This window comes from Marinobacter sp. tcs-11, assembly GCF_002049515.1.
Classification (GTDB): Bacteria; Pseudomonadota; Gammaproteobacteria; order Pseudomonadales; family Oleiphilaceae; genus Marinobacter; species Marinobacter nauticus.
In genome coordinates, this window is sequence record NZ_LLYU01000001.1 from 250,808 (window position 1) to 271,089 (window position 20,282).

Here is a 20,282-nt window from a genome sequence, read left to right on the forward strand (position 1 = left end):
TTAGCTCCCTAATCATAGACATTCAGGCCAGTGACGACAGCCAAGCGCTTTCATCCGAGAGCGTTTGGCTCTCATCACTTAAAGGTCTGAAACGTTATGGAAAACCTTCATCACATAGTCGTGGTCGGCGGCGGAGCCGGCGGTCTGGAACTGGTCACCAGTCTGGGCAACAAGCTTGGCAAAAAAGGCAAAGCCCGTATTTCCCTGGTCGACGCCGGTCTTACCCATGTTTGGAAACCCCTGCTGCATGAAGTGGCCTCCGGCTCGCTGGACGCCAGCGCCAACGAAATCAATTACCGCGCCCACGCCCGCAAGCACCATTACGAGTTTCAGCTCGGCCGCATGAGCGGTCTGGACCGGACCAATAAAGCGATCGTGATTGCCCCGTTCCGGGATGAAGAAGGCCAAGAAGTAGTGCCGGAACGGCGCCTTCATTACGACACCCTGGTGATTGCTGTTGGCAGCACCGCGAACGACTTCGGCACCCCCGGCGCACAGGACCACTGCCTGTTCCTGGACAGTCTGAAGCAGGCTCGCCGCTTTCATAACCTGATGCTCAATGCCTTCCTGCGCAAAAACCACGAAGCCCTTCAGGGCCAGCCCCATGCCCTGAACATCAGCATCATTGGTGCCGGAGCCACGGGCGTGGAACTGGCCGCCGAACTGAGACTGGCATCCCGCGAATTGCCCATCTACGGCATGAACCACCTCAAATCTTCCGATGTTTCCATCAGCGTGATCGAGGCGGCCGACCGCATATTGCCTGCGCTGCCCGGGCGCCTTTCCGCCGCAGCCACCCGGGAACTGGAACGCCAGAAGGTCAAGGTATTGACCGGACAACCTGTAAGCGAGGTGCGCGAGAACAGTCTGATCATGAAGGACGGCACTGAACTGCCCTCGGAAATGACCATCTGGGCCGCTGGCATCAAAGCACCGCCGTTCCTGGCGGAACTGGACGGCCTGGAGACCAATCGCGGCAATCAGCTGCTGGTGGAACAGACCCTGAAAACCACCAAAGATGCGGATATCTTCGCGTTTGGTGACTGCGCCGCCTGCCCGCAGCCGGAATCCGACCGGCCGGTGCCACCACGTGCCCAGGCCGCACACCAGCAGGCCGATGCCCTGTTCAAAACCCTCTGCAACCGGCTGGAAGGCAAAGAAGCCGTTCCCTTCGTGTACAACGACCATGGCTCACTGATCAACTTCAGCAAATACACCACCGTCGGCAACCTGATGGGTAACCTGTCCGGACGCAGTATGTATATCGAAGGGAAAGTGGCCAGGCTGTTCTACGTGTCGCTGTACCGAATGCACCAGGTGGCCTTGCACGGTTTCCTGCGAACCGGCGTGATCTGGCTGATGGACAAGATCAGTCGGGCCATGCAGCCACGGTTGAAGCTGCACTGATTCAGCCCCAGTAAAACATCCCCGACTGTTTCCCGAGGATGGTTGCGGCAATGTGCCGGTCGCTGGCTTTGTTGGCGAGGCCATAGCACACGTGCAAGGGCAGGAGGTGCTCTTCCCGGGGGTGACAGAACCGGGCATGGGGCGCTTGCTCCCAATCTGCCAGGCGCTTCGCCCGCTCCGGCTCCGACAGGGAGCTGTCGCTGCAGGTCTGTTCCAGCCAGTCCTCAAAGGCCAGGTTACGGGCCTGGATTTCCGGTGTCTGTGCAGCAAAGAAGGCCCGCATGTTGTGGAACGAGAAGCCTGAGCCAAGCACCAGCAGGTGATCGTAATCCAGTGCCTGCAATGCCCGGCCAATCGCAAGGTGCGTACTGGCGTCCAGAGTGTTGACCAGTGAGAGCTGAATGCAGGGAATCTTTGCCTCCGGATACATCAGTTTAAGCGGCACGAACGCGCCGTGATCCAGGCCCCGCTGGTCATCCAGGCGGGCCTGGATACCAGCCTGATCCAACGCCTGGGCGACCTGCTGCGCCAGCACTGGCTCACCCGGGCAGGGGTATTCGATCTTGTAGGCTTCCGAAGGAAAACCGTAATAATCGTAAATCAGCGACGGCGTAGTACCTGAGGTAATGGTCGGGATCGCCTCCTCCCAGTGGGCGCTGATCACCAGTATCGCAGAGGGTTTGCGCAGGTCAGCCGCTAGCTCTGTTAACCGGTCCACCATGTCCTGGTGCCCGGGATCTCCCAGCAGCGGCATGGGGCCGCCACCGTGGGAAACAAACAGTACATCGGTCGCTTTGCTCATGGCGTTCTCCCCGGTTCAGCTTTCTTTATGCAACAGATTATCGACAGCGAACCGGCCTGCGCCCTGAATCGCCAGAGCGACGGTGGCGGCAAACAGCGTGAGTGCATACTCGTAACCATTATTGGCCATAAACAAGCCATTACCGATATGCACCGCGAAAATGGCCACCAACATGGTAAAAGCCGCAACCACCGCCGCCGGACGTGTCAGTAGCCCGAGCACCAGTGCCAGACCGCCAAAGAATTCGGCACCACCTGCCAGCAAGGCCATCAGGTAGCCAGGCTCCAGGCCAATACTGGCCAGCCATTGTCCGGTACCTTCCAGCCCGTATCCGCCAAACCAGCCGAACAGTTTCTGGGCACCATGAGCGGCCAGGATCAGCCCCACCGGAACCCTCAGTACCAGTGCGGCAAAGCCACCATTGGATTGGAGTAATGCCTTTGTGAATTGAGCGTTCATATTCGTCACCTTAAGTCTTTCTCTGATTGGTTTATCCCGAAGCCCTGGCTTCAGGCTATGGGCTCACTTTACTATCACCAATCTCAAAGACTAAGATGACTCTTGTTGCTATATTATCGTCATTTTATTGATAATCATCAGCACAACTCAGATCAGGACACCGCCATGGATCGTATTGAAGCCATGCGCACCTTCGTGACAGTGGTCAACGAAGGCAGCTTCACCCGAGCCGCTGACCGCCTGGACACCTCGCCACAACTGGTCAGCAAATACGTGTCTCAGCTGGAGACGCACCTGGGCGTTCGGTTGCTGAACCGCACCACGCGCAGGCTCCACCTGACCGAAGCAGGCAGGCAATATTACCCGCGGGCCCAGCAGGTGCTCAGCGATATTGATGATCTGGAAAATCAGCTCGGCGACCTGCAAACCGAGGCCCAGGGCCTGCTGCGCATCAGTGCCCCGGTTTCTTTCGCCATTCGCCACATGCCGGCCCTGCTGACCGAGTTCCAGCGAATGCACCCCGCCGTGGGTATTGACCTGCAACTCAATGACCGGAAAGTCGACATAGTCGAGGAAGGCTTCGATATCGCGCTGCGCATCGGCCGCCTGCAAAGCTCTTCCCTGATCGCCAAGCGGGTGGCGCCGGTGCGGCTGGTGCTGTGTGCCTCTCCAGCTTATCTGGCACGATACGGCAGCCCCGGCAAACCGGAAGACCTCCGGGACCATCAGTACCTGCGCTACAGCTACATGGACCCGGATTCCAACCATCCCCCGCAGAAGTGGCTCCAGGACAACCGCAGTGACAACCTGCAGGGAATGGTCAGCAACAACGGCGACGTGCTTGTCGAGGCAGCCATTGCCGGGGCCGGGATTGCCCTGCAACCGACCTTTATCGCGGGCCCCGCCATTCAGGAAGGCAAGTTAACGATCGTCCTGCCGGAACATGAACCGGAGCCGCTGGGGCTATACGCCGTCTACGCTCACCGCCAGTTACTGGCAAGCAAGGTCCGCAGCTTCATCGACTTCATCGACGGCTATTTTGGTGATCCGCCCTATTGGGACAGGTTTGAGTAGCTGCAATGCACCGTCAATCAAAAGACGCGCGGATATACACCGAGCACAACGTCATTGGACATTTTCAAGTTGTTGGAAAGCGGATATTTAAGGAGATTCTGAGATATTTGCGGGGATCAACCTGGAGCGGGCGATGGGAATCGAACCCACGTCGTAGGCTTGGGAAGCCTCTGCTCTACCATTGAGCTACGCCCGCCTGCATAATGATTGCCACAGCAATATAAGCCCGGGCCCTGCGTTCGGGCAAGCCCCTTTGGTCTGGAGTCTGATGGATCCCACACTTACCCTGATTGGCGCCTTGATGCTGGTGATCAGCATCGTTCTCAGCCCGCTTTCCAGCCGCGTTGGCATGCCCGTGCTGCTGATCTTCCTGGTCGTGGGCATGATGATGGGGGAGGACGGCCCGGGTGGTATCGAATTCGACAACTTCGAGCTGGCCTTCCTGATCGCCAATCTGGCGCTGGGTGTGATTCTGCTGGATGGCGGCATGCGTACCCGGGTGGAAACGTTCCGGGTAGGTCTGCGGCCGGCACTGGTACTGGCCACCCTTGGCGTTGGCCTGACCGCCGGTGGCGCCGCACTGGTTGCCTGGTGGGTGTTCGACCTGCACTGGCTGATGGCTTTGCTGGTCGGCGCCATTATTTCCTCCACCGATGCCGCCGCCGTCTTCTCACTACTCCAGGGCCGGGGCCTGCATCTGAACGAGCGGGTCAGCGCCACGCTGGAAATCGAATCCGGCAGTAACGACCCCATGGCCATTTTCCTGACTCTGCTGCTGGTTACCCTGATTGGCAGTTACGAAGAGGGGGCATTGGCCAAAGGCCTGATGATGCTGGTACAGCAGTTCGGCATCGGCACGGTGGCCGGCCTCCTTGGTGGCTTTGCCGTGGTTCAGCTGGTCAACCGGATACGACTGACCCCGTCGCTTTACCCGCTGCTGGTAGCCGCTGCCGGCATCGCCGTGTTCTCCTCAACCAACGCCATCGGCGGCAGTGGCTTTCTGGCGATTTACCTCACCGGGGTGGTGATTGGTAACCGGCATGTTCGGATGATGCCGATGATTCTTCAGGTGCATGATGGCCTGGCCTGGCTGGCACAGCTTTGCCTGTTCCTGATGCTGGGCCTGCTGGTTAATCCATCGGATCTGGTGCCGCTGGCCGGTGGCGGTCTGATTCTGGCACTGGCGCTGATTTTCGTGATCCGGCCGGCCACCGTGCTACTCACGCTTTGGCCTTTCGCGTTCAATCGGCGGGAGTTGGGGTTTATCAGCTGGGTGGGCCTGCGTGGCGCAGTGCCGATCGTGCTCGCCCTGTTTCCGATTATTGCAGACCTTCCGGATGCCCAACTGGTGTTCCATGCCGCCTTCTTTATTGTGCTGGTATCGCTGCTGGTACAGGGCACCACCATGGCACCATTGGCGCGCAAACTGAAACTGGAGGTGCCTGCAGGGGAAGATCCGTACCGCAGGCTACCTCTGGATGTGCCTGCCGCAGGTGATCACGAACTGATGCTGTTTCCGCTGCGCGGCAAGAATTGGGAAAGCCCCCGGGCCCTCGGCCAGCTCAGGCTACCCGACAATACCGCCGTTGCCGGTATCTTCCGGGATCGCAAATGCCTGCAACCGACCCGGGAACTGGAAGTTGCCTCAGGCGATGTGGTGGCCATGTTTGCCACGCCAGCCTTGCTGCCGGATCTTGGCAAGGCCCTTAGCGGCAGGCAGGCGCCGAAGCATCTGGCAGAACGGGCATTCTTCGGGGATTTTGTGCTCAATGGCGATGCCCTGCTGGGGGATGTTGAACAGGTGTACGGCATCGAATTTGACGAGCTGCCGCCCGAACTCTCCCTGGCTGAGTGTTTTGCCAGGCGTACCAAGGGCCACCCGGTGGTTGGTGACAAGGTTGTGCTGGGGCCCGTTACCCTGGTCGCCAGGGCCACCGACGCTGACCGGGTGACCAAAGTAGGCATGAAAATGGATTCCTGAATGGGATCCCGGTCAAGAAAAGCCAAACTCTGTAACAGAACCCCTTATCACCCCGTTACCAGGCTATGGTATAAACAGCATGAACAAAGTTTAACCATTTACCGATTTGTGCGAGTTTCATGATTGTTCGAGTTCTACTGACCATCGCCCTGATTGCCTCCCCTCTGATGGCGTCAACCTCTGAGCTTCTGGCCCGGGCCGACACCCGCATGATGCCGAGCCCACCGGAACCGGCGTTAATGGAAGGCCTGCTGGAGATTACCCAGGTACTGGTCAACAAAGGAGAACGTCGCCTTTACCTGCTCAGCGGTGATGAAACCGTACGCCAGTACCGGATCTCCCTCGGCGACAATCCCGTCGGCCACAAGCTGTACGAGGGGGATGAACGCACACCCGAGGGTGACTATGTACTGGACTGGCGCAATGCCAGCAGCGACTTCTATAAATCCATCCACATTTCCTACCCCAGCCCCCGCGACCGGGAACTGGCTGAAGCCTGGGGTCTTGATCCCGGCGGCAGCATCATGATCCATGGCCTGCCCAACAATGCCGGCGACATGGCCTTTGCCTACACCGGGCTGGACTGGACCAATGGCTGCATTGCAGTGAGCAACGAAGCCATGGATGAAATCTGGCAACTGGTCCAGAATGGAACCCCCATCCGCATCGTTCCGTGATTCGTTCTGCTTGGTGACAACGCCATGAAAGCCGGATTAAGTTGTTGTCATAAGCTAAGAAAATTTACGTATCCTTAGTTAACATTTTGTCTCTGAGTGTTTTACACTGTTTAACGACTCCGGTAGTCACTGCCTATCGGGCCTAGCAGAAGGGAGCTGTCTGACCGGCTTCCGGATCACAGGAAATAAAACGACCAATAAGGGGATTTACAATGCGTAAACTGACGATCGCCGGGTTTGCACTGGCTACTGCTCTGACTGCAGGTTGTGCCACTACTGAACAAGCTGCTATCGACGAAGCAAATGCAACTGCCAGCTCCGCTGAGCAGACTGCCAACAACGCCCTGAACACAGCTAACAGCGCCGCCAGCAGTGCACGCACTGCCCAGCAGACTGCTGAAGAAGCTCTGGCTGCAGCCCGTGCTGCCCAGAAAGCTGCTGACGAAGCAAACGAGCGCGCCAAGCGTATGCTCGAGCGTGCCAGCCAGAAGTAAGGCTGTCAGCTAGCAAAAAAGGCCGGTTAATCCGGCCTTTTTTGTGGCTGTCTGCCCCCCCGGCTTTACTGGTCTGGTTTGTCCGGCCCTTTGTTAGCCGACTGGTTGTCCAGGAAGTTCTTGATCATATCCATCGGCAGTGGGAAAACAATGGTCGATGAGTTGGTGTTGCTCATATCCGCCAAGGTCTGCAGATAACGCAACTGCATAGCCCCCGAGTTCGCCGACATGACTTCTGCTGCCTCCACCAGTTTCTTCGACGCCTGAAGCTCGCCTTCAGCGTGGATAACCTTGGCCCGGCGCTCCCGCTCGGCTTCCGCCTGACGGGCGATGGCGCGGATCATGGATTCGTTCAGATCCACATGCTTGATTTCCACATTCGCCACCTTGATACCCCATTCTTCGGTCTGGGCATCAATGATCTCCTGAATGTCGGCGTTCAGCTTGTCCCGTTCGGATAACATCTCGTCCAGGTCGTGCTTGCCCAGTACAGATCGCAGTGTCGTCTGGGCCAACTGGCTGGTAGCGGCACCATAATCTTCAACCCGGATAATGGCTTTTTCCGGATCCACCACCCGGAAGTACAGCACCGCATTTACCCGGACGGTAACGTTGTCTTTGGAGATCACGTCCTGGCTGGGGACATCCAGGGTGATCACCCGAAGGTCAACTCGCACAATCTGCTGGATACCGGGAATGACGATGATCAGTCCCGGGCCTTTCACGCCCTGGAACCGACCCAGAAAAAAGACCACGCCACGCTCGTATTCCGGCAGGATCTTGATTGCTGACCCCAGGATCAGCAGCAGCACCACCGTCGGTGCAATATAGGGAATAATGTCACCGAGATTCATACGGCCTCCTTGATTTGCCGTTGATGTTTAATCTGTGCGCTCTGCCGGTTCGTCGTTGCCGGGCTCCACCAGCAGAGTCAGGCCGTCCATACCATTTACCCGCACTTGCGATCGGGCGGCAATGGCCACCTGACTCCGGGCGTTCCAGCGTTCGCCGCTGACCCGTACATGGCCCGCGTAGGCATCATACGTGGGGACAAAATCATCCAGTGCCATACCGTGCTCGTGGACCAGCTGCTCACTACCCGAGACCGGGTGGCGCCGCCGAAGACCGATGAACCGGGTAACGGTCCAGAGAATAAAGCCCCCAGCCACCACCGCCGTGCCACCAATCGTGGGCAGCGAAATGTCCTGATGGCTGCCGTCCATCAGGATGACGGAGCCAGTGACAAACGCCACGATGCCACCGATGCCGAGGATGCCGAAACTGGGCACAAACGCCTCGCCGACAATGAAGGCCAGCCCCAACAGGATCAGCGCCAGGCCCGCGTAATTCACCGACAATACCTGGAAGGCGAACAGGGCCAGAATCAGACTGATTGCGCCAATCACCCCAGGCACTACGGCGCCGGGATTGGCCAGTTCGAAAAGAATGCCGTAAAAACCGATGATCATCAGGAAATAGGCCACATTCGGGTCAGTAATCACCGACAGCAGTTTGGTGCGCCAGTCCGGCTCGGCCCGCACCAATTCCAGTTGCGCGGTTTCCAGTACCCGATCACCGGCGGCCATGCGCACAGTGCGACCATCAATTTCGCTTAACAACGCCCGGAGGTTCGGCACCACCACGTCCACCACGTTACGCTCAAGGGCTTCGGTAGCCCCGAGATTGACCGCCTCCCGAACCGCCTCTTCCGCCCAGTCGGCATTACGACCGTGGCGCTCTGCCAGGCCGCGGATGTAGCTCACGGCATCTTCCAGTACCTTGCGCTCCATAGCAGTGTCGCCACGACGTTTGTCGGCCGATTCGCTCTGGTCGGTGTCCTCCGAAGATTCTTCAGGGGCAGATTCAGAAGGGGACTCAGGTTCTGTGGAGCCGGGCAGGCCACCCATTTGCACGGGTGTGGCTGAGCCAAGGTTGGTGGCCGGAGCCATGGCGGCAATGTGGCTGCCGTAGAGGATATAGGTACCGGCACTGGCCGCCCGGGCACCCTGGGGTGAAACGTAGGTCGCCACCGGCACATCGGAAGCGAGAATGGTCTTGATGATTTCCCGCATGGAATCCATCAAACCGCCCGGGGTGTCCATTTCAATCACCACCAGGCCGGCGCTTTCCCGCTCCGCCCGGCGAATACCGCGGGTCACATAATCCATGGTGGCCGGGCCAATCGCACCTTCAACCGAAAGCACCAGGGCCTGACGGGGCGATTCCTGTTGCGCAAAGACTTTCAGGGAAAGACTGAACAGGGCCAGCAAGGCTCCGGCTACAAACACCAGCGCCCAGAGCTTTACTCTGGGGGTGAGTGTCGATGTCCTGAAGTGGCTTGCACGCATCTCAACCTCCCACGGGAGTGATCAGAACAGCTTTGCCAGAACCGACTCCGGTAACCGCCTTAGCACAAAACCGATCGGGGCCCAGGGCCAGGCGGGCACAAAATGCTCGGCTTTTCCGGCTTCTATGGCTTTCACCATAGCACGACAGCCGGTTTGTGCGTCGACGATGAACGGTGTGTTTTTCACCTTCTCATTGATTTCAGTGCGAATATAGCCCGGATACAGGGTAGTCACACGGATCGGGGACCGGCGTTTTTTCAACTCGATGCGCAGTCCTTCACAGAGTGCTGCCAACCCGGCCTTGGTGGCGGCATAGGTGGTAACGTTGCCCGGCATACCGCGCACTGCCGTTACCGATGATACGGCCACCAGGTGGCCCCGGTTCTGTTCCCTGAAAATTTCCATCGCCGCTTCAATCTGGGCGAGGGCGGCGACAAAGTTGGTTTCTGCGGTCTGCCGGTTAGCATCAAAGCGCCCGGTTCCGAGTGGCTGGCCCTTACCGATACCGGCATTCACAATAATCCGGTCCAGTGCTCCAAAGTGCGCCTGAAAAGCCCGGAACACCTCCTGCACCTGAACATGATCATTCACATCCAGTGCCATCACCTGAATCCGGATACCCGGATACTGCTGTTCAAGCTCCGCTTTCAGCACCTCGAGCCGCTCAGTTCTTCGGGCGCAGAGCGCCAGGTTATCTCCGCGGGCGGCAAACTCTCGGGCCATGCCCTCGCCAAGGCCAGAACTGGCGCCGGTGATCAGAATGCTCCTGCTCATTGCGGTGTTCCTTTACCAGGGGGACTAGAAATACAGGGTCTGTTCCGGATTGCCCTGTTTCTCGGATTCTGCCGGTTCAACCGAATCCTCGGATGCCATCCGGGTCAGCTTCTCGCCGATCATGGTGGGCAGACCATCGGCCTGATCCACCGCCAGCTCAATGGAACGGCGGCGAAGATCCACATCCGGATGCTGCTGGCGGAAGCTCTCTACTTTTTCAAATACCTGAGCCCACAAGCGCTCCCGGTCGCGGGCCGAATAGTCCTCATGGGGCCGATGCACTTCCAGCCACACCTCACCACCGGCCATACCGATCTTGACCGGCTCACGAATCACCTGAACCGGCGTGCCTTTCTCCACCTGATAGACAAACCGTGAAATATCTTCGTTGTACATGCGGAAACAGCCGTGACTGACCGGCATACCGACACCGAACTGTTTGTTGGTGCCGTGAATGAGATAGCCTTTCTCACTCAGCATGAGGGCATGGGTACCCAGGGGATTGCCCGGGCCTGGCGGGATCATTTTCGGCAGATAGTCTCCCGACGCCTCATATTCGGCACGAATGCTCGCTGGCGGGTACCAGGCCGGGGACTCCAGTGGCATGGTTACTTTGGCATTGGTCAGCGGCGACGGGTTTTCCTCAGTGCCCACACCAACCGGGTACACCTGCACCCCGCCATCCGGTGTGAAGTAATACAGCCGGTATTCAGCCAGATTAATCACGATGCCCTCGCGCTCAACATCGGGCAACACATACATGCGGGGCAGAGTGATCATGGTGCCTTCGCCCGGCAGCCAGGGATCAATACCGGGATTGGCCTTCACCAACTCCAGGTACCCCAGGGCCAACTTGTTACCAATGCCGGCAAAGGTGTCCTCATAGACGGTATTGAACACCTGCAGCTCTCCCGCCAGGTCACCGTCGGGCTGAAAGGTAGGAACCCGCGGGGAGCGGTCCGGCGCCCGTTCTGATGCCTCCGGCCCGTTTGTGTCCCGGGCGGCCTGCACTGAGGAAAACGGCCACAGCAGACTGACACCAATGACAACAAGCAACCAGCTTTTCCACCGCATAAGATTGGGTTCCCGTAACAACATTTCTCACACTCAATGACCGGCGTCCGGCTCAGGAGTTCATTACCGTGGCCCAGACCGTCACCACGGCCAGGGCCACAAACAGAATACTCGCACTGATTCGCGCCATGGCCAGCGGCAGGCGTTCCATCAGCCAGCGACCCGCCATGATAACCGGCACATTGGCCAACAGCATACCCACCGTTGTACCCATGATAACCCAGAACGTGTCGGTATACCGTGCGGCCAGGACCACCGTGGCAATCTGGGTTTTATCACCAATTTCCGCCAGGAAGAACATGATGGTCGTGGCCATGAAGGCACCCATACCCAGGAATTTCGAGTCCTCCGAATCATCCTTGTCTGGAATCAACAGCCACAGGGCAATGGCAACAAAGCTGACGGCCAGGATCCAGGGCAGCCAGGCCTCCGGAATCCATTGCGCAACCCAGGCGCCCAGCCAGGCGGACAGGGCATGGTTAAGCACGGTAGCAATCAGAATCCCGAGGATGATAGGGGTACGTTTGGCGTATCTGGCAACCAGAAAGAGAGACAACAGCTGGGTTTTATCGCCAATTTCAGCGATGGCAACGGCAAGCGTCGAAGCGAGAAAAGCATCCATTCAGCAGAACCTCAGGGCGGAGACAATTCAGACATGAGACAGCCCACCTTCCGCCCATTGGAGGTGATCTGCCTCAGGTCTTGCCAATTCCTGTTCAGGAACACGATGGCCATGCAGATTGAGCTGCAAGTATGTTGACCACCGTCTGCCCCGGATCACCGGTGCAGAGGCTACTCCCCCGAAGGTGCGGCCATAGTAATGAATAGCGGCAAACAAGGCAACTCCCGGCCTCAGGCCCGCATTTTCCAGATCGGCACCGCCGCCAGCGCCACGCATACCGCAACCAGCCACCAGGCCGAGGCAAAGGCTGAAACGGTTGGCAGCCCGCCTTCGTGTTCGCCGAACTCGATGGTGAGGGCAACGATATTCACCCCGAGCGCACCACCCAGCTGACGGGCGAAATTGATCGTACTGGAACCTGCACCCAGCTGTTCCGGCGCGAGCGGGTTCAGAGCTCCCGTCGACAGCGCCGGCAACATAAAGCCTATACCGATTCGGCCCACAACTGCCCACAATGCCAGCCAGACAAACCCGACCAGCGCCCCGGTAGCGGCAAACAACACAGCCGAGCAGGCAAACATGGCAATACCAAACAGTACCAGCCCCCGGGCACTGCGTTTGTCGGCAAGCCTGCCAGCCACGGGGAACACCATCCCCAGCACAATACCTGCCGGTAACATCAGCACGCCCGCCTCCGTAGCCGAAAAACCCAGGGAAGTCTGTACGAATAGCGGGATCAGGTAAGTGGAACCGAACAGCGCCAGGCCCAGCGCCATAGCGCCCAGGGTTGCATACAGAAAAACCGGCTCCCGCAGCAACGCCAGCCGGATAAGCGGATGGGCTGTGCGGCGTTCATGTACGATAAATCCAGTAATCAGACTCGCAGCCAACGCGCCCTGCCAGGCAATACGCACAGAGTCGCCGGGCCAGTCCTGCAGACGGTTAAGCGTTTCCAGGGTGACAGCAACCGCGGCCCCCAGCAGAACCATACCGGACAGATCGAACATGTAGGGAGCCGGACGGGACCGTGGTGACGGCAGAAAGCGCAAGGCCATCCACACACCCAGCAAGGTGACCGGAGCCGGGGCAAACATGACCCAGCGCCAGTGGAACTGATCCACCAGAAAACCACCGAGGACCGGACCCAGAGCCGGCGCAAGAATCACACCCATACCATAGATGCCCATGGCGCGGCCGCGCTGGTCAGCCGGAAAAATCCGGAACACCAGATACATGCCCATGGGCTGCATCAACCCGGCCATGGCCCCTTGCCCAATCCGGGCGGCAATCAACAATTCCGGCGTGGGCGCGAAGCCACCGGCAAGGGAAATCAGCGTGAACATGGCCATGGCGGCACTGAGGGTCTTGCGGACACCGAAGCGGTCCAGCAGCCACGCCGAAGCCAGCATGGTGGTGGTCATGGCGGCAATGAAACCGGTCGCCAGCCAGTGAACCTGGCCCTGGCGGATACCGAACTCCACCATGATATCGTGCAGGGCAACGTTGACCACCGTGGCACTGAGCACCGTGGCCATGGTGCCGAGCACCACGGTAAGCACCGCCAGCCAGCGCCAGCGGTCACCATATCGGGCCCGCAGGCCCTCTACGGATTGATCAGCCAAGACTCACTTCTGCTTCTCGGCGTTTTCCATGATCTTGTGGAAAACCTTGAGCGATGCCTCAATGTCTTTGTCGGAAATGCCGTCAAGCATCTCCTCTCGGAGCGTGGCCGCGCGCTCGGACAACTCATCCATGAACTCGACACCGGCCTTGGTCAGGTGAAGGCGACGGGCGCGACGATCGTTGGGGCATGGGCGGCGCTCAATCAGCCCCTGTTGCTCAAGACTGTCCAGCAAACGTACCAGGGTCGGGTTTTCAATGGCCATCAGGCTGGCCAGTTCACGCTGGGTCAGGCCTTCACCACCTTGCTGCAGATACACCATGGTGCTCCAACGTGCCTGGGTAACACCCAGATCTTTCAGGCGTTCATCGAGCATTTTGCGCCAGCGGCGGGTTACCCGGGCAACGGCAAACGGAAACTGATCTCTCATGGTTCATTACTCCTGATGGTGATCCGGCATGGGACAAGCAAACGCCACCCCGAAAACCGACAAAAGACTTACCTTATTGGAAATTCACCAATAGTAAGCTAACCATTGAAATAAAAACAGATGTGAAGACAAAAATATAATTGGGGAAAACCGAAAGCTGCGTCAACCGGCCTGACGCAGCTCCTCCTGCATTTCTTCCACTTCCGGTGACTCGTGAAACTCGGTGTTCCGGGGATCCATCTCGGTCAGCACCGGTGAGGTTTCCGGCATGGTCGGAACGAAATGCTCCTGCTCGTCCACCGGAACATCTTCGGTGTGGCTGATGCGGTAGCTGGTAATCACCGCCAACACCAGAAGGAACCCCGCATTGCCATAGAACAGGCCAGCCGGACCCAACAGGCTGATCAGCTCTGCCATGGCAATGGGGCCGATGACACTGCCAATACCGTAACTCAGCAGCAAGGTCGCACTGGCCGAGACTATCCGGTTGCTGTCCATACGGTCGTTGGTGATCGCCACGGCAATCGGATAGATAGTGGCCGACAGGCCGGTGAACAGCCCTACCAAAAGCGTGAGTAAGGCCAGGTTACCGGCGCCAAGCACCGCCACACCGCCCGCGGAAGCCGACGCGGCCACCGCCACCCAGAACATGACCCTGCGCCGGTCAAAACGGTCGCACAGCCGTCCCAGCGGCCAGGCCAGAAGCATGGCCGCCACAATCGCGCTGGCCATAAAGGTAGAGGTGCGCGCCACATCCAGGCCAACCAGCGTGGCGTAAACCGGCCCAAGGGCATAGAAGCCACCGATCATCACCCCACAGATCAGCGCCCCGGCAACGCCCGAAAACGATTCGCGCGCCAGCTTGAACACCGACATGCGGCTGGCCTGTTCAATAACCGGCGCCTCCATCCGGGTCAAAGACAACGGAATCAATGCCAGCGTCAGCAACATGGCCGCCAGCGAGAACGGCAGGAAGTTGGCCGGGTCACCGACATTGACAATCAACTGGCCGCCGGCGGCAGAAAGATAGAAGACAATCTGATAGACCGCGAAGAGTGCGCCGCGATTCGCGTTGGTGGCCCGACTGGAAAACCAGCTCTCAATGACCACCAGCACCCCGGCAATACTGAACCCGGACAGCACCCGCAGCACGGCCCAGAACACCATGGAAATAGCCATCGGATACATCAGTGCGGTGACCGCCGCCATGGCTGCGAACACCGCAAAGGCACGGATGTGACCCACCCGGCCAATAATCTTGTGCACATACAAGGTGCCAAGCACAAACCCGATGGAGTAGCACACCAGCACCCAGCCGATCACATCTGGCGAAACCTCTTCAATACTCAGGCGAATGCCCAACAGAGTCATCAGAAAGGCGTTGCCACTGACCAGAAGGACAATACTGAGTATCAGCGCTGATAAAGACGCAACCATTCGGGTCATCGGAATTCTGCCTGTCGCGATTACAGTGGGTAACAAAAAGAAAAGATAGCAACATTATAGATTGTCTGCTGGCGAGCATTTAACCAACCTCTTTATAGCCGCGCCACTAGGGAGTTGCCGAGACCCCGAGCCCGCACTGGCAGGCCATTTGACAATGTTTTACATTAATGGGTCGTAACAGACCCGATTGGCGGGAGCAGGTAACATATTTGCCATGCAATCTACTGGACCGTGAGCGCCTGGTTATGAAGAAAACGGACTGGCCCATTCGTTGGGATTTACTGCTTCGCTATCGCCTGATCGAGATTATCGCCCTGTGGGAGGGTCGGCTGACCACCAACCATATCTGTCACAGCTTTGGTATCGGTCGACAGCAGGCTTCCAAGGACATCAATACTTATCTTCGTGAACTGGCTCCCGGCAATCTGGTCTACGACCGGCACCTGAAAGGCTATGTCCCCTCTGACAATTTCAAGCCGGTGGTCACCCGGGGCGCCGTATCCGAGTATCAGGATCTTCTGGCCCGCCAGCAGAATCTGAGTGATACTTTCTCCGATCTTGAACTGGGCCTGCCCGGCAACGCCGTCATCCCGGAGGCGGCCCGCCATATAGAACCGGAAGTTATGCGGGCCGTGGTGACCGCTACCCGTTATCATCGCCAGCTGAAGGCGAGCTACGTATCACTGAGTCGCCCGGAAGCCGCCGAAAGTGTGCTGGAACCCCACGCTCTGGTCTGTTCCGGCAACAGCTGGCACGTTCGGGCATGGTGCAGCGCCAACCGGGAATTCCGGGATTTTGCCCTGAGTCGCTTCCACGGCCGTATTGAAGCCCTGCGTCAGAAAGCCCGGCACAACGCCCAGCAGGATGACGACTGGCAGCGGCAGGTGACACTGGAGATCACCCCGGACCAGCGCCTGACCGAAGCCCAGCAGAAGATCATCGCCCGCGACTACGGCATGACCAATGGCCTGCTGCACATCGAAACCCGAGCAGCCCTGGCACCCTATGTGCTGTCCCGACTAGGCATCACCTACGAAAACAGCCACCCAGACCCATTGGTTCAGCAGCTAGAACTGGCCAACCCGGACCAGCTCGGTTTTGGCAGCAAACGCGAACGGGCACTCAAGGCGGTGGCCGGTCTCTGCTAGACTGGCCCCGTGACCAGACCGCTCCAGACCTTTACTGCCCTTTTTTACCTGGGGCTCGTGTTATCGGCGACGCCACTCCAGGCGCATGCCGATAACCGCTGTGGAGCTTCCGCCACGCCCATCCATCAGGTACAGGGCACCGGCAACCAATCCCCACTGATCGGCCAAACCGTGACCGTAGAAGGCATTCTTGTACTGGATGCCCGAAAACCTGGCGGCTTTTCCGGATTCTACCTGCAGCAGGCCGATCACCAGACCGATGACAATCCAGCCACCTCAGAAGCACTGTTTGTCTATACCCGCAAAGCCGCTGGCACCGTGGGTCAGCGGGTGCGGGTTACCGGCACCGTCAAGGAGTTTCACGGCCTGACCGAACTGGCACCGGTGCACAGCCTTTCAGTCTGCGGCCAGGCACCCCTGCCAGCGCCGATCAACGTATCGCTACCCTGGTCGCAACCGCCCGAAAGCCTGGAAAACATGCGGGTGCGTTTCGACGAGCCCCTGACGGTCATCGATAATTACAACCTGGCCAGGTACGGCGAGCTGGCATTGGCGGCCAGCGATCAGGTGATTGCCACAGAACAGTTAGCGCCAGGTCCGGCTGCCCGCACACTGGAACAGCAAAACCTGGCGCAACGGATAACCCTGGACGACGGCCTGGGCAAGCAAAACCCGACGCCGGTGCCCTGGCTATTAGAACGCGATACCGTTCGGGCCGGCGATATCGTGTCAGAACTGGAGGGCGTACTGGATTACCGCTTTGGCCAGTGGCGGGTTCAACCGGGCGCTGTACCACGTTTCCAGGCCCGTAACCCCAGACCACAAGCGCCGACCAAATCAACGGACAGTATCCGGATCATGACCCTGAACCTGCAGAACTACTTCAATGGCGACGGGCAGGGCAAGGGCTTTCCCACGCCACGGGGCGCATCATCGCTCGAGCAGTTTCAGACCCAGAACCGTAAACTCGCCCGAACCATCCAGGACGCGCACCCCGACATCCTTGCCGTGACCGAACTGGAAAATGACGGCTACGGCCCAGACAGTGCGGCGGCTGGCCTGGCCCGGACGCTCGGCGCTGATTGGGCAGTCGTACAGACGCCGGGCCGGGACGGCAACGATGCCATCCGCACTGCCTTGCTGTATCGGGAATCCCGGGTCCGCCCCACTGGCCCGGCTTACAGGCCCGGACCAGGCGAACTTCCAGGCGCGTCCCGCCCGCCACTCGCCCAGGCATTCCGTGCCCGGGGAAGTGAGCTGACGTTCTGGGTGGTAGTACCACATCTGAAATCAAAATCCTGCCGGCATGCAGCGGCCCGAGAACAGGATCAGGGCGACGGGCAGGGCTGCTACAACCGGCAGCGGACCCTCAGCGCCAACGCTATCGTGATCTGGCTCCAGGCACTGGCCGGAGATCCCGAAACCACACCCGTACTGATCACTGGCGATCTCAACAGCTATGCCCGCGAGGCGCCGGTCAAACGGTTCCAGGAAGCCGGTTTCACCAGCCTGGTACACCAGTATTACCCTTGCCTGCCAATGCAGTGCGAGCACTATACCTACCGGTACCAGGGCCAGAAAGGTACCCTTGATTACGCGCTTGCCAGCCCGGCACTGATGCCTTGGATTGAGCAGGCGCAAACCTGGAACATCAACGCTGATGAGCCCCGGGCGCTGAGCTACCGTCAGACCCCGGATCAGTCGGGCCCGTGGCGATCGTCTGACCACAATCCCGTGCTGACCGATCTGAACCTCACTCCCACCCGCTGACTTGCTGCACCGCCTCCGGAGTCCGGCAGCCGGGCAATAGCGCACGGCCCGCGCCGCGTTAAACTGACAAGGCATTCACAGTAATGAGGTATGCCCGTGGCATCGATCCCTGTACCCGATCTCTGGCCCATGGCCCGAACCGGACAACGCTGGCTGCTCAGAGCCAAACGCCGGGAAGCCGGTGTGGACGGTCATCGCATGATTTTTCTGGAACGCGGCCGGCCCGGCCCGGGGCGTCCGACCCTGGTGCTTATCCATGGCTTTGCCTCCATGAAGGAGAACTGGGCGCTCTGGATGCAGAAGCTGCCTTCGCACTGGCATCTGCTGATTCCGGACCTGCCGGGGCTGGGCGAAAGCCAGTATCAGCCCGCGGCCAGCTATCGCTACGAACGCCAGGCAGAGCGGCTGAGGGACTGGCTGTCTGAATACCCGGGCGACAACCTGCATCTGGCGGGCAGTTCCATGGGCGGTGCCATTGCCGCGATCCTCGCCCATAAGCTGAACCAGCCACCCCGCTCGGTCACACTGCTCAATAGCGCCGGCATTCCGGAACACCCGGATGTGGATATCAACGCGCCCTTCAAGTCTGATCGCGATGCCATTCTTATTCCTGGCGACTGGGCCGGCGTTTACCGCATGTTCAACAGCGTCGGGAATGGCAAGCCCACGGTACCCGGGCTGGCCATGACCGGCCTGCTGGGTCCCGACCTGCTCAAACGGCAAGCGTCGCTACGGCATATTTTCAACGATATGCTGGCCGATGCCCTGGCCCCCGCGCGATTTCTTGGCCCGGACACTCCACCACTGCAAGTGCAATGGGGTGATCGCGACGTGATCACACCAACCCGTTGCGTAGACTGGTTTCGTACCGCTACACCCAATGCGGAAGTTCACGTGTTCCCGGGTGTCGGCCACCTGCCCATGCTGGAGCGCCCGGGCCAATCCGCCAGGGTGTTGCAGGAATTTGTTCAACGACAGGCGAGATAAAGCAATTGGCCTCTCTGGCCCATTGACCCGTCAGCGAAGTCATGGGGCTCAACCGTGCAAAGCGCCATAATCGGTTCCAACGAGCTCCCTTACATAACAACAACACACGCTGACGAGGAACATCATGCGCGCCTCTGTTTCCAATTCTCAGGATCTGGGCATGCCGGCCATCTACCTGCATACCCTGGCCGAGCTGCTTCATACCATTGGTGTTGATGACCGGGACCTGATTCTGAGAGTCGGGCTGGATCCCACCCGGCTCAATTCCACCGAACTTCGGGTCAGCCAGGCCCAGGCCAGCGAGTTTGTGACCCGGGCCATCATTGAAAGTGGTGAACCTGGACTTGGTATCCTGCTGGCAAGGGAGCTCAAGCTGCCCCTGCATGGTGCACTGGGTACCGCTGTCATGAGCAGCCGCACGCTGGCCGAGGCTCTGGAGCTGATGACCCGTTATCTCACCTTGCGGGCACCGCATCTGAAGGTAGAGAAGCGAGTCGCAGGCAGCAATGTCTGGTACGCGGTCAAATGCGATATCGAGCTAGGCCCATTGCAGGGATTCGTTCTGGATGCCGTGCTGTTCGGCTGCGTTTCCATGGGGGCACAACTCACTGGCAGCCCGGTGCCCGGGACACAGGTTTTGCGCCGGGGCCCGGAACCCAACCACTTTCACCGGTTCCGACGCTCCATCGGGGTGCCGGTGGACTACGGCGCCAGTGAAGATGCCCTGGTGATTCCTGCCAGCCAGCTCAATCTGCCTGTGCAGTTCAGTAACGATCAGTTGGCGGTCAGTTCGCGGGAACAATGCGAAACGGCACTGAAACAACTAAAAGAAGATGCCGGGTTTGCCTGCCGTGTTCGACGGGTGATCGAAACCAGCCACCCGTTTCCGCCAAAACTGGCCCGGGTGGCCTCCACCCTGTATGTTTCAGAGCGCACCCTCAAACGCCGGCTGCAGGAAGAAGAAGCCAGCTTCCAGGCCCTTGTGGACCAGGTCCGCCTGGAGCGCGCACGGGATCTGCTGGCCAGCACCACCATGAATCTGAGCCAGATTGCCGACAGCCTGGGCTATGCCGACGCCGCCAATTTTACCCGGGCGTTCAAACGCTGGACGGGGCTGAGCCCCAGCCACTTTCGCAACCGGGAACTGCAGACCGCGGAAACCGCCTGA

The 20,282-nt window shown here is 59.2% G+C and carries 19 protein-coding genes and 1 tRNA gene; 9 read left to right on the top strand and 11 right to left on the bottom strand.

Translation table 11 applies throughout. The annotated features are described in order from the left end of the window. Positions 1-96: 96 nt before the first annotated feature. Positions 97-1,407: an NAD(P)/FAD-dependent oxidoreductase gene (locus tag ARC85_RS01110; RefSeq protein WP_014420117.1), complete on the top strand. Its 1,311-nt coding sequence runs from the start codon at positions 97-99 to the stop codon at positions 1,405-1,407. A gap of 1 nt (position 1,408) precedes the next feature. On the opposite strand, the gene ARC85_RS01115 is transcribed toward ARC85_RS01110, so the two are convergent. Both ARC85_RS01115 and ARC85_RS01120 read right to left on the bottom strand, forming a co-directional pair. Next, on the bottom strand, positions 1,409-2,209 hold the full coding sequence (locus ARC85_RS01115; protein WP_153739740.1) for a DODA-type extradiol aromatic ring-opening family dioxygenase: 801 nt from the start codon (positions 2,207-2,209) through the stop codon (positions 1,409-1,411). A 15-nt stretch (positions 2,210-2,224) separates the two neighbouring features. Next, positions 2,225-2,668: a DoxX family protein gene (locus ARC85_RS01120; RefSeq protein WP_153739739.1), complete on the bottom strand. Its 444-nt coding sequence runs from the start codon at positions 2,666-2,668 to the stop codon at positions 2,225-2,227. A 165-nt stretch (positions 2,669-2,833) separates the two neighbouring features. On the opposite strand from ARC85_RS01120, the gene ARC85_RS01125 reads away from it, so the two are divergent. After that, positions 2,834-3,742, top strand: coding sequence for a LysR family transcriptional regulator (locus ARC85_RS01125; protein WP_153739738.1), 909 nt, complete (start codon positions 2,834-2,836; stop codon positions 3,740-3,742). A 122-nt stretch (positions 3,743-3,864) separates the two neighbouring features. Here ARC85_RS01125 and ARC85_RS01130 read toward each other — a convergent pair. After that, positions 3,865-3,938: transfer RNA gene (locus ARC85_RS01130), tRNA-Gly, on the bottom strand. A gap of 72 nt (positions 3,939-4,010) precedes the next feature. Here ARC85_RS01130 and ARC85_RS01135 point away from each other — a divergent pair. The 3 genes from ARC85_RS01135 (at position 4,011) to ARC85_RS01145 (ending at position 6,894) form a co-directional block, all read left to right on the top strand. Further along, positions 4,011-5,723 carry a potassium/proton antiporter gene (locus ARC85_RS01135; RefSeq protein ID WP_153739737.1) on the top strand — a complete coding sequence of 571 codons (1,713 nt, stop codon included), beginning with the start codon at positions 4,011-4,013 and terminating at the stop codon, positions 5,721-5,723. Between the two features lie 119 nt (positions 5,724-5,842). After that, positions 5,843-6,400: a L,D-transpeptidase family protein gene (locus ARC85_RS01140; RefSeq protein ID WP_153739736.1), complete on the top strand. Its 558-nt coding sequence runs from the start codon at positions 5,843-5,845 to the stop codon at positions 6,398-6,400. A gap of 212 nt (positions 6,401-6,612) precedes the next feature. Next, positions 6,613-6,894: an Lpp/OprI family alanine-zipper lipoprotein gene (locus ARC85_RS01145; protein WP_011783700.1), complete on the top strand. Its 282-nt coding sequence runs from the start codon at positions 6,613-6,615 to the stop codon at positions 6,892-6,894. Positions 6,895-6,959: 65 nt separating this feature from the next. Here the strand turns inward: ARC85_RS01145 and ARC85_RS01150 are convergent, their stop codons facing one another. The 8 genes from ARC85_RS01150 to ARC85_RS01185 all read right to left on the bottom strand — a co-directional run bounded on the left by ARC85_RS01150 (position 6,960) and on the right by ARC85_RS01185 (position 15,209). Continuing rightward, entirely contained in the window at positions 6,960-7,748 is a 789-nt protein-coding gene (locus tag ARC85_RS01150) for a slipin family protein (protein WP_153739735.1), read from the bottom strand. Between the two features lie 27 nt (positions 7,749-7,775). Continuing rightward, on the bottom strand, positions 7,776-9,242 hold the full coding sequence (locus ARC85_RS01155) for an NfeD family protein (protein WP_153739734.1): 1,467 nt from the start codon (positions 9,240-9,242) through the stop codon (positions 7,776-7,778). Positions 9,243-9,263: 21 nt separating this feature from the next. Beyond that, positions 9,264-10,016: an SDR family oxidoreductase gene (locus tag ARC85_RS01160; protein WP_041654424.1), complete on the bottom strand. Its 753-nt coding sequence runs from the start codon at positions 10,014-10,016 to the stop codon at positions 9,264-9,266. A gap of 24 nt (positions 10,017-10,040) precedes the next feature. Then, positions 10,041-11,090 carry a L,D-transpeptidase family protein gene (locus tag ARC85_RS01165; protein WP_153739733.1) on the bottom strand — a complete coding sequence of 350 codons (1,050 nt, stop codon included), beginning with the start codon at positions 11,088-11,090 and terminating at the stop codon, positions 10,041-10,043. 52 nt (positions 11,091-11,142) lie between these two features. Continuing rightward, positions 11,143-11,712, bottom strand: a complete 570-nt coding sequence (locus ARC85_RS01170) for a TMEM165/GDT1 family protein (RefSeq protein ID WP_011783695.1) — start codon at positions 11,710-11,712, stop codon at positions 11,143-11,145. Positions 11,713-11,942: 230 nt separating this feature from the next. Further along, positions 11,943-13,334 (bottom strand): DHA2 family efflux MFS transporter permease subunit, encoded by a 1,392-nt coding sequence (locus tag ARC85_RS01175; protein WP_014420092.1) that lies wholly within the window; start codon positions 13,332-13,334, stop codon positions 11,943-11,945. A 3-nt stretch (positions 13,335-13,337) separates the two neighbouring features. Then, the gene (locus ARC85_RS01180) at positions 13,338-13,763 is read right to left on the bottom strand and encodes a MarR family transcriptional regulator (protein ID WP_011783693.1); all 426 of its coding nucleotides are present in this window, start codon (positions 13,761-13,763) and stop codon (positions 13,338-13,340) included. Positions 13,764-13,925: 162 nt separating this feature from the next. Next, entirely contained in the window at positions 13,926-15,209 is a 1,284-nt protein-coding gene (locus tag ARC85_RS01185; RefSeq protein ID WP_286714172.1) for an MFS transporter, read from the bottom strand. 245 nt (positions 15,210-15,454) lie between these two features. Between ARC85_RS01185 and ARC85_RS01190 the strand changes: the two genes are divergently transcribed. From ARC85_RS01190 to ARC85_RS01205, 4 genes are all read left to right on the top strand, one after another. Beyond that, on the top strand, positions 15,455-16,357 hold the full coding sequence (locus tag ARC85_RS01190) for a helix-turn-helix transcriptional regulator (protein ID WP_014420089.1): 903 nt from the start codon (positions 15,455-15,457) through the stop codon (positions 16,355-16,357). 9 nt (positions 16,358-16,366) lie between these two features. After that, positions 16,367-18,127: an ExeM/NucH family extracellular endonuclease gene (locus ARC85_RS01195; RefSeq protein WP_014420088.1), complete on the top strand. Its 1,761-nt coding sequence runs from the start codon at positions 16,367-16,369 to the stop codon at positions 18,125-18,127. Between the two features lie 90 nt (positions 18,128-18,217). Next, positions 18,218-19,114 carry an alpha/beta fold hydrolase gene (locus ARC85_RS01200; protein WP_041654419.1) on the top strand — a complete coding sequence of 299 codons (897 nt, stop codon included), beginning with the start codon at positions 18,218-18,220 and terminating at the stop codon, positions 19,112-19,114. Between the two features lie 124 nt (positions 19,115-19,238). Beyond that, on the top strand, positions 19,239-20,282 hold the full coding sequence (locus tag ARC85_RS01205) for an AraC family transcriptional regulator (protein ID WP_014420086.1): 1,044 nt from the start codon (positions 19,239-19,241) through the stop codon (positions 20,280-20,282).

Bases quoted from the DNA above. Each gene is read 5' to 3' on its own strand.
- ARC85_RS01110 (WP_014420117.1), top strand. From the start codon at position 97: ATGGAAAACCTTCATCACATAGTCGTGGTCGGCGGCGGAGCCGGCGGT.
- ARC85_RS01115 (WP_153739740.1), bottom strand. From the start codon at position 2,209: ATGAGCAAAGCGACCGATGTACTGTTTGTTTCCCACGGTGGCGGCCCC.
- ARC85_RS01120 (WP_153739739.1), bottom strand. From the start codon at position 2,668: ATGAACGCTCAATTCACAAAGGCATTACTCCAATCCAATGGTGGCTTT.
- ARC85_RS01125 (WP_153739738.1), top strand. From the start codon at position 2,834: ATGGATCGTATTGAAGCCATGCGCACCTTCGTGACAGTGGTCAACGAA.
- ARC85_RS01135 (WP_153739737.1), top strand. From the start codon at position 4,011: ATGGATCCCACACTTACCCTGATTGGCGCCTTGATGCTGGTGATCAGC.
- ARC85_RS01140 (WP_153739736.1), top strand. From the start codon at position 5,843: ATGATTGTTCGAGTTCTACTGACCATCGCCCTGATTGCCTCCCCTCTG.
- ARC85_RS01145 (WP_011783700.1), top strand. From the start codon at position 6,613: ATGCGTAAACTGACGATCGCCGGGTTTGCACTGGCTACTGCTCTGACT.
- ARC85_RS01150 (WP_153739735.1), bottom strand. From the start codon at position 7,748: ATGAATCTCGGTGACATTATTCCCTATATTGCACCGACGGTGGTGCTG.
- ARC85_RS01155 (WP_153739734.1), bottom strand. From the start codon at position 9,242: ATGCGTGCAAGCCACTTCAGGACATCGACACTCACCCCCAGAGTAAAG.
- ARC85_RS01160 (WP_041654424.1), bottom strand. From the start codon at position 10,016: ATGAGCAGGAGCATTCTGATCACCGGCGCCAGTTCTGGCCTTGGCGAG.
- ARC85_RS01165 (WP_153739733.1), bottom strand. From the start codon at position 11,090: ATGCGGTGGAAAAGCTGGTTGCTTGTTGTCATTGGTGTCAGTCTGCTG.
- ARC85_RS01170 (WP_011783695.1), bottom strand. From the start codon at position 11,712: ATGGATGCTTTTCTCGCTTCGACGCTTGCCGTTGCCATCGCTGAAATT.
- ARC85_RS01180 (WP_011783693.1), bottom strand. From the start codon at position 13,763: ATGAGAGATCAGTTTCCGTTTGCCGTTGCCCGGGTAACCCGCCGCTGG.
- ARC85_RS01185 (WP_286714172.1), bottom strand. From the start codon at position 15,209: ATGACCCGAATGGTTGCGTCTTTATCAGCGCTGATACTCAGTATTGTC.
- ARC85_RS01190 (WP_014420089.1), top strand. From the start codon at position 15,455: ATGAAGAAAACGGACTGGCCCATTCGTTGGGATTTACTGCTTCGCTAT.
- ARC85_RS01200 (WP_041654419.1), top strand. From the start codon at position 18,218: ATGCCCGTGGCATCGATCCCTGTACCCGATCTCTGGCCCATGGCCCGA.
- ARC85_RS01205 (WP_014420086.1), top strand. From the start codon at position 19,239: ATGCGCGCCTCTGTTTCCAATTCTCAGGATCTGGGCATGCCGGCCATC.